Source organism: Vibrio sp. B172a (assembly GCF_030248355.1).
Lineage (GTDB): Bacteria > Pseudomonadota > Gammaproteobacteria > Enterobacterales > Vibrionaceae > Vibrio > Vibrio owensii.
In genome coordinates this window covers 198159-215016 of the sequence record NZ_JAHGAC010000014.1, presented here as the reverse complement: position 1 = coordinate 215016, position 16858 = coordinate 198159, and the positions used below count along the sequence as shown (strand labels likewise).

Below are 16858 nucleotides of genomic sequence, written 5' to 3'. Positions count from 1 at the left end.
GTCATTGGAGCAGTATCTGGAATTTGTATGAAAGTATTTAGCAAGTCTCGTTTAGCTACCTGTATTATTTCTGCCATGCCGATGATGGGCATGGCAGCTGATACCAGCAAGCTAGAAAAACTCGAGTCAGAGACCACTGATATCTCGGTCGAAACACCAAAACAAGAAGACGACGCATCGCGTATTTATTTAGACCAAGGCGCAATTTGGGCGAGTCGTGATATCACGCGATTTGACCCTGTGCTGGATGTGAGCGTCAGTGATGAGCTAGAAGTGGAAGAGGGTACGCTGCGCGATAGCGTTGGTTTCACCATTACCACTAACTACAGCTACTACATCAAAAAATACCAACTTGAAGTTTATCGCGTGGGCGACTTTGGTTTGTCCGAGCCGATTGCCGTGCTAGAAGGCGATAAGTTGGCCAACGATTTTGATATCAACTGGGACGGTGCTACAGATATAGACTACCAGTTTGATGTTGGCGGCCAGCTGTTGTTCCGACTAAAAGCATGGGACAAAGACGGCAATATGGATGTCACTACGGTGGGTGTGACGGATCTCGTTCGTCCGGATGCAGAAGTGGACATCGACCGAAACGACAACGAAGACGAAGAAGGCAAAGGCCGCAGCTATGGCCAAGCTAAGTTGATGCGTCACAACATTCCGACCGACGCAGGTCTCGCGAAGTTTATTGGTACCGGCCTTAAAGGCGTTGATAAAGTCATCATTGGCGAAGACGAGTTCGACGTTGAAGATGGTAACTTGTACGCAGAGCAGTACCTACCTACCGACGCGTATGTATTCCCAACCAAAGTCGTGTTTGATAATGGCGATGAGCGCCGTTACCAACTCTACGTGCGTATCCCAGACACTTACTATGCACAAACTGGTTTGGCAGATTTGTACATCGGTAAGAACAACGTATCAGGTAACAGTGCAGCGCTTGGCGTTGATGAACAATACCAAAATGACATCTATAACCAAGGTCGTTTGGCGTACTTTGGCCAAGGTAAGTTTGGTGACAAGCTGCGTATTACTACCCACTTTGACACCAAAGAAAGTGAACTGAAAGACATGTTTAAGCACCCGTTTGCATCGGAAGATTCAGACGTGTTTGACATTCTAGAAGACGATGACGAGTTGTACTACGGCAACTATGGCGACAGCTCAAACATCGAGAAAGTGGTCAATACCAAAGGCAAAGTCTACCTAAATGTAGAATACGACAAGTCGCAGTACTTGTGGGGTAACTACAACACGGGCGTCACAGGCACAGAAACCAGCGATTACAACCGTAGCTTATATGGCTTTAAAGCGGACTACCGCACTCGCGATACAACTCAGTACGGTGAAGACCGATTGAACATCGTTGGTTTTGCAGCAGAAGCAGATTCTCTGTATGCACACGATGAATTTCTTGGCACTGGCGGCTCACTTTACTTCTTGCGTCACGGCGAAGCAGTACCAGGCAGTGACAAGGTTTACGTTAGGGTTGTGGATGAAAGCGGCTTAACGCAAAATGAAGTGCCACTAGAGCCGGGGCGTGACTATGAATTCGACCCATACCAAGGCCGAATTATCCTGACTAAGCCGCTAGACAACATCATGTCTGACAGCTTTGGCAGCGTGATTGAAGGCAACGACGATTACGAAAACTATCTGGTTGTGGACTACGAATACGTCCCTCAAGGCTCTGACTCACTGGATGCGATGTCTTACGGCGGCCGTGTTAAAGGCTGGGTGAATGACTACATCGGCCTTGGCGTCACCTACGCGACGGAAGAGAAAGACAACCAAAACTACCAAGTTTACAGCTCTGATTTAACGCTTCGCGCAACGGAAGGAACGTTCATTAAAGCGGAATTCGCTCACAGTGAAGGTCGACAAACTGAGTCGAACTTTGTCTCGTACGATGGTGGTTTAACCTTTACGCCGATTGGTGACAGTCTAGAAGACCGCGAAGGTGACAGCATTCAAGTGACAGCCGTTGCGAACTTATATGACTTGGCGCCGAGCATCTTCGGTGCGGTCGGTAACGACGTCAAACTTTGGTACAAAGACAAAGACGCCGGTTACAGCTATGCAAGTAGCAGCGACGACCTTGAGCAAGAAGCGTATGGGGCGGAATTGCGTCTGCAAGCCACTGACCGTATTGCTGTGTTATCGCGTTTTTCTGCCAACGAAGAGCGTGACATGGATGGCAATCTGAAAACCGATTCTGAGACCATTGAGCTAGAAACCCAATTCAAATTGACTCAGCACATCAAGCTATCGGCAGCAGGCCAACAGGTGGATGAGCTCAACCAAGCCGATGAGCAAAGTAACGCAACCTTGGCGGGGTTACGTTTGGATTATATGTGGGACAGCGACAACAGCGTGTACGTCAAAGGCCAAACCACCATGAACCAATCGGACGACTACGACGATAATGACAGCGTTTCTGTTGGTGCTGAGTTCCGCGTGTTGGAAGACTTATCACTGGGCGGTGAGTACACCACTGGTGATCGCGGCGAAATTGCCGAAGCGACGGTGACATATGATGTCTCTGACGACCACTCTACCTATGTCACTTACGTGGATGACAACTACGAAGGTGAAAACAACGTGATTGTTGGCCAACGTGCTGACCTAACTTCAAGTGTGGATTTCTACCAAGAGAACCAATTTGTCGATGAAAACGATGGCCACGGCCGTATCGACTCCTACGGATTTGGTTATGACGTGACGGACGATGTCGAAATGGGCATTGGTTATCAACAAGGTGAAATCGAAGACGATGAAAACCAAATCACCGAGCGACAATCGGTCAGTTTGAACGCGTCAATCGATTTGGATGACATCAACTTGAGTCACAAACTGGAATACCGTGTCGACAAGAACGAAGACGATCCCGATGTCGCACAGCGAGAGCTGGAGCAGATCGTGACGACCAACAGTTACACGCATCGCTTAACGGAAGAGCACACCTTGTTTGGTAAGTACAACTACTCGATCACTGAGAGTCAAACCACAGGTGAGACTATGGCGCGCTTTGTCGAAGCAACAGGTGGCTTAGCATACCGTCCAATCTACAACGACCGTCTGAACTTATTGAGCCGTTATACCTATATTGCGGATTATGACCAACTAGACCGCGACGTGGATTACCAAGATGAAACCAGTCAAATCATCGAAGTCGAAGCGATTTACAGCATCGATGAAAACTGGGATGTCGGCGCGAAATACGCACACAAAGACAAAGAAGAAGTCTTTGCGCGTGAATCCGGCAAGAACGAAATCGTCAAAAGTGACATTGATCTGTATGGTTTGAGCGCTTCTTACCGAGTAATGAAAGAGTGGGATGTCACCGGTGAATACCACTGGAAAACGGACACCTTAAATGATGAGTTAGAACATGGTGCCTTGGTGTCAGTGAACAAGCACATCGGCAACAACTTCAAAGTCGGTATTGGTTACAACTTCTCTGCCTTTGATAGCGACTTAACCAACGATGACGACTACGACGCACAAGGCGTATTCATCAACTTGGTTGGTAAGTTATAACCCCATCCGTGAATGAGTGAGAGGAATTTATGAAAACAACCCTTCGTCTTCTTGGTGGGGTAGTGGGCACGCTGCTTGTCGCAGGTTGCGCCACTGATACTTACGTAAGCCAAGAGAACCGAGACAAATTTACCGACTTGGACGTATCGAAATTCTTAATCAGCGAATGTTTAGCGCCAGAGCGAGAAATTCACATTGCTGTGGCAGAGCACTTTGCTTTTGATAAGTACAACATTCGAGACGTGGATGCGACGAGTTTGAATGCCTTCGCGCATGAAATCGAAGGCTTAAGCGGTCGAATTACCATTGTTGGTCATACCGATTACAAAGGCTCACTGGAATACAACGAAGCCTTGTCACTGCGCCGCGCTCAATCAGTGGAAAGCTTCCTGAAAGAAAAACTCGACCCAGACCATTATGACTGGGAAGTGAAGTATTTTGGTGAAACGCAGCCACTAGCGCTAGGTAAAACCGATGAAGATCGTGCTGAAAACCGTCGTGCTTTTGTGGTGTTCGAAGAAGCGCAAAAATATGAAGAAATGCCATTTTGTGAGCCACCAAAACCGGATCGCAAAATCTACATGGCGATGACACCGCACTTCGATTTCGACAAGTCTGAACTGAAGCCGGAAGACTTAGCTAAATTGGACAGCTTCACTGATAAGCTACAAGGTTTGCAGGGCAGTATTCTTGTCGCAGGCCATACTGACCAAATTGGTTCGCTGTCATACAACGAGAAGTTGGCACAGCGCCGAGCATCTGAAGTGGTGAAGTATCTGAAAACCAAAATCGACCCATCGCAATTCTTATGGGAAGTGAAATCGTTTGGTGAGCTACAACCGGTTATCAATGAACGCTCGAAAGAAGCCAATGCCCTTAACCGCCGAGCCTTCATCGTATTCAAAGAAGGTTCGATAGAGCAGCCAACCATCCAACCTAAACAATAATTAAAAAAGCCAGCCTAGAATTGAACCAATAAAGGCTGGCTTTTTTTACCTTTATCCCGTACTTCCACTCTATTTTCTCCTCCTTTCCTACTTTCTCAAGCGCTGGCCAATACATCCTAGATGAAATAAAACCGTTTTGCCCTTAGCACAAATTATTTTCATTTGCATTTCCATGAGTTGCACTTGGCTGAATAACAATTATTCGATTTAAGTATCTAGAATCGCAATATGATAACGAGAATTGTGATATTGACCTGAAAAACATATAGGAATTTTCTGAGTTATGGGTAATACCCTGATTTAGCGAGATTTATAGACTAACTTTATTAGTGACGTCGTGTTAGCTAAAGCTAGGTATATAACTATGAAATGGATTTTGTTGCTTGTAAGCCACACTTTATGTGTTTTGGCTGGTTTTGCTGCGGGAATTTACGCTCTACCTATTCTTATTCAACCGGATTCCCCGGATGTTTCCGTCATCTCTAATTCCACTGAAGGTGTGCTGTATCAAGGTTCTTTTGATCGCAATCGAACTGACAGTGATTTCCTGCACTGGGGAGAAGGGGAGATCTGGTTAACTGAGGACACCATCGCGTTCCAAGGTGAGTTAGCTCCTGGCCCTGATTACAAAGTTTACCTCTCTCCAACATTCGTTGAAACGGAAGCTGATTTCAATCGATTGAAGCCGCAAATGATTAATGTGGGTGACGTGAAAACATTTGACCGTTTTATGGTCACTCTTCCTCAAGATCTGCCTTTAGACAACTACACGACCGTTATTATTTGGTGTGAAACATTTGGTGAATTTATTACCTCTGCGCAGCTCGAATCTGTCGCAAATCTGAACCAGAACTGACAGCCAAAAAGTTTTAACGGATGCCGAATAAAAAATGACAGAAACGTGACAATGTTAATTTTTCTGTCGCCAATATCTCGGCGCCTAGTTTTTGACGCTATTGCTAGCTTAGTCATAAATATCTGAATAATTAATATTTTATATGAGTCGGAAAAGTATTGTGCCAATTGTTCAACGTTATCTAGCCTTGTTTTTGCTGATGTTTTTGCTTCCTTTCAAAGCATTAGCTGCAGGGGAAATAGAAATATCCTTTAATCCAACATTCGGTCTGCCTTACGAAAATGGACAGGTCATTACATACTCGATTGAAGTTCGAAATACGACGATCAGCACGATCAGTGATGTCTCCGTAACGAATGCCATTTGGGATGTGATGTCTGGTTCGAATAGGGCGTTCAGTAGTGTCAAGATCACTGATACTCACACGCTAGGTACGAATTCAGGTACTTACTCCTCTAGCAATAGCAACCTGAATGTGACCGGCGCAAACTTATTACCGCTAGGGCGTATTACTTATCAAATTGAAGCGACGGTTGCTGATGATGCTGCTGAAGATATTGTTCTTGGCAACACCGAAGTAAAAGGAACGGTTTCCGGCACAGAGACGACTTTTACTAACCCAGATACAATTACTTTCCCTCCGGCTGAATATGATTATCTTCTCGAAGAATACGTTAGCCCGACCGAATACGATGTTGGCGGCACACTGACTTATTCTTTAACGGCAACCAATAACGGTGCTTATGCGGTTAAAGGATTAGATATTGAGCAAGAGTTTGCGTCTTTAACAGGACAAAAGTTAGATGGCACAACCGGGAGTGCATTTAGCAGCGTGAGCATTAGTGCCGTCGCTTCATCAGGGAGCGATGCGGGTACCTTTGCAACAACAGGAGATTTGTCAGTCACCGATGCGGAGATCTCTGTTGGTGGTTACATTACTTACACCATCAAAGCAACGGTTGCTGCGGACTTAGTCTCCGATATTGATACCCAAGCAAGCTCCACGACTCGTGCTGGCACGGTCGACGGCAACCCGCTATCAACGCCTCCATCTGATCCTGAAATTGAACTGGGACACACGCTCAATTCAACATCGCCATACCTGATTAACGGTGAGGTGGATTTTGAATTGAAGGTGAGTAACAACGGTGGCGCGATTGCTCATAATTATCATGTAAAACAAAACATTAAAGACCTAGTTAGCCGCAATGGTTTAGCTAACAATTTATCCCCTTCTTACAACAACACCGATGTGGATGGTAACCCCTTCACGACTTGGGATATCACGGTTTCAAGCATTGGCAGTAACTCACTTTCTGACTACCAAGGCAGCACGCAGACGGATGTCGATTTTGACGATACCGTTTCTATCTATCCGGGTGAGTCGATCACTTACCAAATTAAAGCAACCCTTACCCCAATCACGATTGGCACCTTGCAAGGTTTTACTGCTTCTGTAACGGATGACTCAGGCTCATTGGTCGAAAGCTCCAGTATTTCTGATACGGTTGATGCTGAAAAAGTGTTGAGTGTGACGGATTCTGATATCTCTATTTCTAAAACCACTTCTGCATCCGAATATGTACCAGGTGGTGAAATTGAGTACGAAATTACTGTTACAAATGGCTCATCAAAATATTTTGCCAACAACCTGTTAGTTCAAGATAACCTGACGTGTGTTAAGACTGAGCAAGCGGGTGGTGCAGGAGATGGTCAAGCTTTTGAGCAGTGGAAAGTTGAGGTTATTTCGGGTGAGGATTCGATTGGCTCGGACCCTGGCACCTTTAGCTACGGCACTTGGACGTCGAGCCCACTTTCGCTAACCCCAGATATCGCTCCAGGTAAAACCATCAAGTACAAGCTGACTGCGAAAACCAATGATACCAGCACAGGTCTCATTCTTGATGACGACCCAAGCTGTTCTAACGATAACGTTACTGAAGAAGGCTCGGGCGTTCAAACACCAGATGACAACTTGCGCGCAAGTAAAGATGTAGATAGCCGTTTTTACTCTTCAGGCCAGACTCTTACTTACACCATTACCGTGACGAACGACGGTGATGGTTTTGCAAACCAAGTTCAGGTGCTAGATGACCTGAACTCAGTGAAAACAACCGATATCAACGGCAAAGAAATCAATGCTTATTCGGATTGGACGATCACCGCTGAAGCATTTAAAGACGATGGCACACCAGCAACTGCTTCAAATACGGGGATTACCGGAGAAGTTAAACACCCTGACAATTTAAATGTCATCGCAACGCTTCAACCTCACTCCTATATCGAATACACCATCGTTGCTGACACTAACCCAATTGCAAATGGTCATATCTCAAACGAAGTCACGGTGGATGGCTCTGTCTATGCAGACCGTGGTTCTGATCCTCGTGATTTTGCGATTGAGCTAAACAAACGCGTTAAGACCAATACTGACTCAGGTTTTCATGGTGAGCAGACGGCTTATTCTAAGCTGGATACCGAAGTCACTTACCAAATCAGCCTGAAGAACGATAAAGAAAACGGTTATGCGACAAATGTGGCGGTAAAAGACGCCTTATCTTCGATCACCGCGAAGATATTGGAACCAGACACGACGTCAAAACAAGTCTTCAAGTCGTGGACGATCAGTGCTGAGATCATCTCGGATGATCCTCAACTTGATGGCAACCCTGCTTATACAGATGTCGGTACCTTCAGTGACAACACAGATCTAGACACCACAGCGCAGATCCCGCCAAACGTTGAAGTGCTTTACACCATCGTGGCACAAATCGATCGCTCAAATGAAAACGAGATCATTTACTCTCGATTTGATAACACGGCAGAAATTAAAACGCCTGACTCAAGCATTCAAAACTCAGCTTCGGACACGGTAGTGGTTTACCCTCATGACCCGAAAGTTATTGTCGCCAAAACGACACCAGATGATGATTTCAAGCCCGGCGATAAGGTGACGTTTAAAGTCACAATCGTCAATACTGGTCCAGGCTATGCCAACGAAGTGCATGTTACGGATGATATCCTCGGCCTAAATGCGTTCTCAGATTGGACAATTACAGCGTCGACAGACTCCAATAATTCACCATTTAAAACAGGCAGTTATGAAGGTGAAAAGTCAGGTTTTCCAAATAACGGCAACATCAATAGCTACATCGATATTGACCCTAAGATCAATGGCTCAGAAGGTTATGTCGTCTATACCATTAACGCTACAGTAAAAAATGACTATGTAGAAGATGAGATTTCTAATACCGCAGAGATCTATGATCCATCGACGAACTTAAACCAATCTTCTTCCGCTGAAATTGGTGGTACATCGGGGGATTCTCTTAACGTTTCTATTCTGAAAACGGCGGACAAAGTTCGTTTCATTCCTGGCGATGACGTCACTTATGAAATTCGTGTTTTTAACAATGGCGCTAATGAAGAAAGTGGTCTTAAGGTCGTTGATTTACTGACAGACATTCGTTCTGTTTTGGCGAATGACAAAGACAATCAGTATGAAAACTACCCAGACCAATCGCCATTTGAATACTGGCAGTTTGACTATGATGACGGTGGCGGTTTTCAACCTCAAACAACCGAAGATTTTATCTACCCACCGGGTGATGCATCAAACACGATGACACTTGTATCTAAAGGTTTACGCACTTTCCGCATTAAAGCTCGAGTTAAAGACAATGTCATTGGTTCTCAGGATTCAATGGGTAACTTAAATGACAAAATTGAGAATGACGCCTACGTCTACCGTGACTTTGGCCAAGTGACTGAAGAATCACACGTTTCTCATCACGAGATGGAGCGCGCATACAATGGTGGTGATGTAGTCAGAAAGCTATTGGTTAATGGCGTGGAATCAAAATTCTACTCTCCGGGAGATACGCTTACCTACCAAGTGACGGTTTCTTCTCAAACTGGTTATGTCAATGACCACGCAGTAAGTGAAAACATTACCGGTGTGACGACTCAGTTGTTGGATGGATCTTTAGCGACGCCATTTGATAAAGGTTTCACAGTAGATGTTTCGAAGGACGATTCTAATGGTGGCGACGGCACAACCGATGGCACGTTAGATGGCACCGTTGCGGATAATCAAGACATCAATACAACGATTGATGTCGCAGGAAAAGACTCTGTTACCTTTGAAGTTGTTGGTGTAGTGCGCGAAGACGCGACTGGCACAATCACCATTGGTGGTATCACGGTCATTCCGAACAGCTACCATCTAGCATTCTCCAAAACGGTAGATCAATCAAGCTATGAACCGGGACAACCTCTGGTTTACCGCTTAACGATCGAAAACGATGGTAAGGGCAACGCATACAACATTCCTGTTATCGACCGACTATCCAATATCATGGTCGATCTTGTCGATGGCACGAGCGGTAAAGCGTTTGACTCGGGTTGGACGGTCGTTCCAAGGATCGTCAGTGGTAGCTCCTCGGCTATTCTCGATCTGGATGGCAAGATTGCTGATAACGCAGACATCGATACTCATGCATCCATCCCTAAAGGCACAACTATTGAGTATGTTGTCACAGCGAAGGTGAACAACAACGCCGTCGGTGAGATCTTGAACTTGCTTACCGTCGATGGTGATACCGTGAGTGCGGAGACCAAAGCCTCTGCTGAGAAGTACGACTTCTCTAAACATGTTACCAAAATCTACGATCAGGATGGTACTACCGAGTTAAGCGGTGGCTACACGCCGGGTGGTTACATCGAGTATGAAATCTCACTGAAGAACCTGAACAACGTTCACATCAATGAGATGCCAATCAAGGATGAAATCAGCAAAATCCAGACTGATTACTTCGATGGAAGCGGTAAAGGTCGTGCGTTTGATTCATGGACCATTGTGACCAGTACCGATTCGAGTGGTATCAGTGATGCAGGCTCTGTCAGCAATAACAGCGATATCGACACTAAGTTTAACTTAGCCGCAAACGGATTCGCGACAGGTGGAACCTTTGTTACTTACACCATCAAAGCGAAGATCAGTGAGAAAGCTGTTGGCCAAATTCTCAACGTTGCGGTGGTTGACAACAGTCATAATTTACCGTCAGAACCAGTGAACATGCTGCCGGTGAGCATTGCTAAGTCGCATAAAGCGTACACCGATACATCACTAGCGACACACAAGACCACATACAACCATACGACAGACGGTGAAAAGATCGTTTACCACTTGCGCATTGAGAACAATGGTAAAGGTTTGGAGTACAACAAATCACTGAAAGAGTTTTTCTCAAACGTTAAAGTGCGTGTCGCGCAAAACGCAGCGGGCGAGTCTGACTCACAAACGCTACAGGCATTTGGCCAATATGGTTGGACAGTGACCGCGACGACCTCGGGTGAAGCGACGACGCTAATTGACGGCTATACCGGCGGCGCGAATGCAGACATCGACATTCCTGTACTTTCAATTGCGCCGGGTGGTTGGATTGACTTTGTCATGGAGTCTCAAATCCGCCAAGACGCGCTCGACCAGATTGTTGCGACTCCGAAATACAACGGTAGCAACTTCAATTCTGCGAAAGTCACGCCAGAGGGCAGTAACCTGTCGGTGAGCAAAGAAATTGTCTCTATCGATGGCAAATCTTATGTATCCGGTGACACCTACAAACCGGAAGATGAGGTCATCTACAAATTTACGGTGACCAACACCGAACCCGTGTGGCGTGACCAAACCGTTATCCAAGATATCGTCTCTAACGTTCGCGTTGAGGTGATTGGTGGGACGACGAAATCTGCGTTCTCAGAGACAAACATCTCTCATGCCTTTACTTCAACAGGTACAACGGGAACACAAGACACTTATATTGAATCTTATGATGCGACTGATGATCTTGACCTGTTAGTCGATATTGCCCCCGAAGAAGTCATTGAATTTACGGTTACCGGTAAAGTTCGCCCAGATGCACTGGGTGATATCGATGGCAACACGGGTAAAGCTGGCAATCAAAGTGATACAACAGATGTGATTCCACCAGTAGTGCCTGTATTGAACTTCGAGAAGTCAGTGCTGAGTACTACCGCAGACAGTGGTACATGTACTTTCCCATCAACGACGGGTACAGATTGTCACTACAACCCGAACGGCCAAGTTCAATATCAAGTTAGCGTGACCAACGTGGGTGACAGTATTACCAATGGCGCGACTATCGTTGATGAGCTAAACACCATTAATACATCAGATGGTAAGGCTGCATTCCAAGACTACAGTGTGGCAATTGTGAGTGCGCCTGATCCAGACCGATTCTCTATTACGGGTAACTACCAAGGAACCGTACCACTGAATGCAGCGTTCGACTTGATGCCGGGTGATACGGTTGTGTTTGAGATTGACGGCACGGTAGCGGCGGATGCGTCTGGCACAATCACAAATATTGCAAAAGTGAATGATGTTGATAGTAATGCGATTGTGTTGGATCCGGGTACTTCAAGCTTAACGGCAGAGAAGTCAACCAGCACACCAACTTACACACCAGGTTCCGAGGTTCGCTATGAAATGCGTATTCGAAATGAAACGCTACTTAACGAAGAAATTGATGTTCGAGATTTGATCTCGACGTACAAGGTTGAAGTTGCTGATGGCTCTGAACAGACAGCACTTAAAGATTGGACAGTAACAGCAAGTGTGGTGAGCGACGGTAATGCTTCTGGGTTCCGTGACATTACACCGCTTCAATCTATCGCAGCCAATACTGACATCGATGTTACCGTGAAAATGAATGGTAAAGTTGATGGCGGTGCAGAAAGTGAAATCCTAATCGAAGTCGTTGGTCATGTTCGTGATGATGCCGTTGGTGAGTTTACAAACCAACTACAAGGCAAACTGAATTCAGGAACCAAGTACTTCACCTACAACCTCAAAGAAAAAGTTATCGTCCCAGAGCCGGGAAGCCTTGCTGTGACTAAAGTCACCTCAATCACCCCTGCGATTTACCATCCGGGTGATACCATCGGTTACGACATTGAGGTGAAAAATACCGGTACAGGTTATGCGACCGATGTGTTGATTTCAGACCTTTGGAAGACGATTCGAGCAGAGAAAGCTGGCGCAACATTACCTGTACGTGCGTTTGATTCTTGGTCAGCAACATCTGTGAGTGTTGATGGTACCGATCCAACGCTGACTCAACCAATCGCGGGCTCTGAGGTGACTGGCGACAACGGTTATCAAGTTCGCTACAACATTCACCCAGATCACACAGTGAAACTTCATGTCGAAGGTGTTGTAAAAGCGGACCTTGTTGGCGATATCACCAACGTAGTGGAAGTGAGCGATTCAAGCGGCTCTCAAACTGCGGATGCGACTTACGTGGCGGCAACTGCTGACCTCACGGTCGATAAAACGGTTGATAAGAGCCAATACGAATCAGGTGACAAGCTGACCTATACCATCAAGATCGAAAACACCACAGCCAACTGGGCGAGTGATGTGGCGATCAAAGATCTGGTCAACGACATCACTTCAACCAGTATTACTGGCGCGACAGTAAAAGCGTTTGAATCTGGCACCATCTTCTTCAATGCATCTTCACAGACGGGTGACACCAAGTTCCCATCGTCCACTGGTGAGTTTTTAGATGGCAGCTTGGACATCGGTCCAAATGATGTGGTGACGATTACTGCGGAAGGGGAGCTTGACCCAGAAGTGGTGGGCGATGTCACTAACCAAGTTGAAGTGACCTACAACGGTTCAACTAAAACTGCAGAAGCGACCAGCACAGCGAAGATCCCAGATTTAACCTTCACCAAAGAGCCAATGGTAGAGTTTTATAGCCCTAACCAAGCGGCAGGTTACATCCTGAAAATCGTCAACGAAGGCAACAGCTACGCGAATGACATCAACCTAAAAGATGAAATTGGTGCGCTAACCGTTAACACCATTGATGGCTCAGCGAACCAAGCCTTCCTACAATGGGCGGTTCAGTATGTTACGGGCAGCTCACTGACCACAGTCGATGCTAACTCACTCGTTGTCGATAAGGATATCGATTACAACATCGACCTCGCACCGAACGACACCATTACCCTTTACGTTATTGGCTTAGTCAATACGGAAGCGACGGGTGACATTGTTAACACCGCAACGTTGAATCACAACAGTAAAGACGTGACGGCAACGGCAACGTTGAAACCGCGTCCGGGCGATATTGTTCTGGAGAAAACCACCGATGAGCGTTACTACCAACCGGGAGAGTTCTCTACATTCCGTGTCAAGGTGACCAACAACGGTTCTGGCTTTGCGGCCGATGTAAAAGTCGAGGACATCATTTCTTCACTTGAAGTGGAAACCTCGGGTGGGGCAATGGAACCTGCGTTGAATGACTGGACGATCGTGACCACTAAAGGCGACCCACGCACCAACATCGAAACGGTACCGGGGCCAAATGGTGACATTTCAACCAACCTTGATATTGCACCTGGCGACACGGTTGAATTTGCCATCACAGGTACAGTTAACAGCAGTGCGGTAGCCAACATCGTTAACACCGCGACGGCTGAGTTCGGCGGTGCGACTACCGATGCAACGGCAACGTTAGAAACCCTACCTGAAGAAGTTTGGATTGAGAAAACAGCAGAATCACCAATTTACATTCCGGGTGAGGAAGCGGTGTTCCATGTTCGTGTTTACAACGGTACCGATGGCTTCGATAACGACATTAAATTGGATGACATCCTGTCGGGTATCAAAGCGACCAACATCTACGGGGTTAATGAGCGAGCGTTTGAAAGCTGGACGATTGAAACAACCAACAGTGACAGCCGCACAACGATCACACCAATGCCTATCGATAACCAAGACATTCGTTCAGTGATCGATATCGCGCCCCATGACATTGTTGAGTTCACCATTACGGCGAAAACCAACCCATTAGCGGCGAGTGAAATTACCAACACTGCCACCGCTGATTTGAATGGCACCACACAACAATCGAGCGCGACTATTCAACCTCAATCACAAGGTATCTCTATCGAGAAAACCGCTGACACTGAGTTCTATATTCCGGGCAAAGAAGCGACGTTCCGCGTCAAAGTGAAGAACGAAGGTACGGTGCCAGCAACAGACGTCGAGGTGAAAGATGCCATTAGTGATCTTGAAGTGGTTCGCTTAGATGGCACGACAGTCAAAGCGTTCGATTCGTGGCGTATCGAAGTGAACAAGGGCAGTTCCGATACTGACATTACCAATATTCCAAGCGTAAATACGGACATCGATTCAACGCTGAACATAGCAGCGAATGATGAGGTGGAGTTTGTTATCACTGGTTTGGTGAATCAGTACGCAACGGGCGAGATTGAGAACACGGCAAGTGCGTTGTTCCGCGGTGAAACACAAGAAGCAACAGCGATGCTATTGGCGATGCCAGAGTCGGTCAAGCTGGAGAAGACCGTTGATGATGAGTACTACCGTCCGGGTGAAAACGTCACTTACCACGTGGTGTTAAGTAATGAATCTGGCTCGTTTACCGAAGAGATAGTGCTTAAAGATCTTATCTCTGAGTTGAAAGTAAATACGATTCACGACACCGAAGCGCCAGCGTTTACCAGTTGGAGCATGACAAGCTCATACAGTGACGATCGCACCATCGTGTTACCACAGATTCAAGGTGACAATTTGGATGTGAATAGCCGTGTGATTATTGCGCCAAACGATAAGTTGGACATTGAAATCACAGGTGTCGTCAACGCAGATGCGATGGGAGAAATCACCAACCACGCGTATGCCTACGACAAGTCCGAAAGTGATGTTCTGGCGGATGATTTCGCAACTATCAAACCACTGCCGATCATTTTGTCGGTGACCAAGGTGGCAGATAAAGCGGAATACACCAACGACGACGATGAAATTACCTTCACGATGACGGCGACCAACCGAGGCTCTGCAGATGCAGAAAGCGTCAACCTGTTGGACGAAATCGATAAGCTTATTGGTAACAACGGCAATCCATTGTTCACCACATGGAAAGCGACCATCACTGAGCTTAAGTCTGGTGTGGTGGTTTCTGTCGATTCAGATAGCAACGTCGATTCAAACCACACTATGAAGGCGTACCAAGGTAATGAATACGAAATCGTAGTGACGGGTGAAATCAACCAAGGCATTGATGACAACTTCACGAACGTCTTTACCGCGAAAGCATCGACAGGTGAAGTCGCGTCCGCCAACGTCACGATTAAGGTTAAGAAGCAAGCCTACAACGAAGGCATGCTGAAAGTGACCAAGGTAGCGAGCAAGTCAGAGGCGAGCGTCGGTGAAGTTGTCGAATACGAAGTCGTGATTACCAATGAAAACGATAACCCATTCACTGGTGTACGTTTGGTTGACCGCTATCCGGGCGGCTTTGCTTACATCCCAGACTCGACAGAGATGGTTAACAGTGGCCCTGATGGCGTATTTGATACCTCGGATGATATCCAAATTACCGTAGAGCCAACGAAGACCAATCAATTGTTCTTCGAAGTCGGCGACATGAATATCTACGGCAAGGGCGATTCGAAAACCGCTGATGCTGTTCGTATCCGCTACCTAATGCGTGTAAGCGTTGGTGCCACCTTTGGCGTTTACACCAACACCGCATGGGCTGAAGCGCCACCGGCAGAAAGCTTCTCGGCACAAAACACCACGACCAACTACGTTGTGAAGTCGAACCTTGCCAGTGCAACGGTCGAAGTCATGCCAGACAAGGTATTCGATACCGCTTCAATCATCGGCAAGGTGTTTGAAGATCACAACGGTGACGGTTTCCAAGCAGACGCAACGGCAGATGACATTTATATCGATGTAGACCTTGCCGCGGGCGATTACGTACCGGGCTCAACCTTTATTACTCAAGATGGTGTTGAAACCCAACTTAAAGATGTGAAGGTGAAGCACAAAGGCCAAGACGTCGTGATGTCGAGTGTAGATAAAGGCTATGAAGTCGATGAGCTGTACGGCCTATCTCGTAACCGTACCCTCGAACACAGCAACAAAGTGGTGTTCCAGTTTAATACTCGAACTCGCCAAGGTTTCCCTTTCAAGGTGACAACGGATAACGGCACGCACATCGAGTTCGATAAGCAAGGTAACGCGATTACCAAGCACAAAGGAGATAAGAAAAAAGGTCTGTCGGCAGAGAGCATCGACGTGGTGAGAAACCTCTACCGAGATGGTGATATGTACTTATGGGAAATCATTGTAGAGAACAAAGGACTTTACGAAGACGGTATCCCAGGCGTTCGACTATTAACGGTCGAAGGCATCATCATCGAGACAGACCAATATGGTCGATACCACGTTCCAGATCAGTGGGTGTTGAATAAAAAAGGTAAGCAGTTCTTGGTCAAAGTCGACACAGACTCGCTACCGACAGGTATGAGGGTGGTCAGTGAGAACCCGAAAGTACGCCGGATCACACCAAACAAACTGACGAAATTTAACTTCAGTATTCAAAGCAGTGGGGATGATTAACCGTTCGCAGTACAGACGCAGGCTGGGGCCTTCCCAGCCAACCACTCA

The 16858-nt window shown here is 46.6% G+C and carries 4 protein-coding genes; all 4 read left to right on the top strand.

The genetic code is table 11. From position 1 onward, the window contains the following. Positions 1 to 27 precede the first annotated feature (27 nt). The 4 genes from KIT90_RS15690 (at position 28) to KIT90_RS15675 (ending at position 16810) form a co-directional block, all read left to right on the top strand. Complete coding sequence (locus KIT90_RS15690; RefSeq protein ID WP_285377434.1) at positions 28 to 3543, top strand: hypothetical protein; 3516 nt, start codon at positions 28 to 30, stop codon at positions 3541 to 3543. A 29-nt stretch (positions 3544 to 3572) separates the two neighbouring features. Continuing rightward, positions 3573 to 4490: an OmpA family protein gene (locus KIT90_RS15685; RefSeq protein WP_285377432.1), complete on the top strand. Its 918-nt coding sequence runs from the start codon at positions 3573 to 3575 to the stop codon at positions 4488 to 4490. A 364-nt stretch (positions 4491 to 4854) separates the two neighbouring features. After that, positions 4855 to 5346, top strand: coding sequence for a DM13 domain-containing protein (locus tag KIT90_RS15680; protein ID WP_009704910.1), 492 nt, complete (start codon positions 4855 to 4857; stop codon positions 5344 to 5346). A 142-nt stretch (positions 5347 to 5488) separates the two neighbouring features. Beyond that, complete coding sequence (locus KIT90_RS15675) at positions 5489 to 16810, top strand: hypothetical protein (protein ID WP_373417691.1); 11322 nt, start codon at positions 5489 to 5491, stop codon at positions 16808 to 16810. Positions 16811 to 16858: the final 48 nt, after the last annotated feature.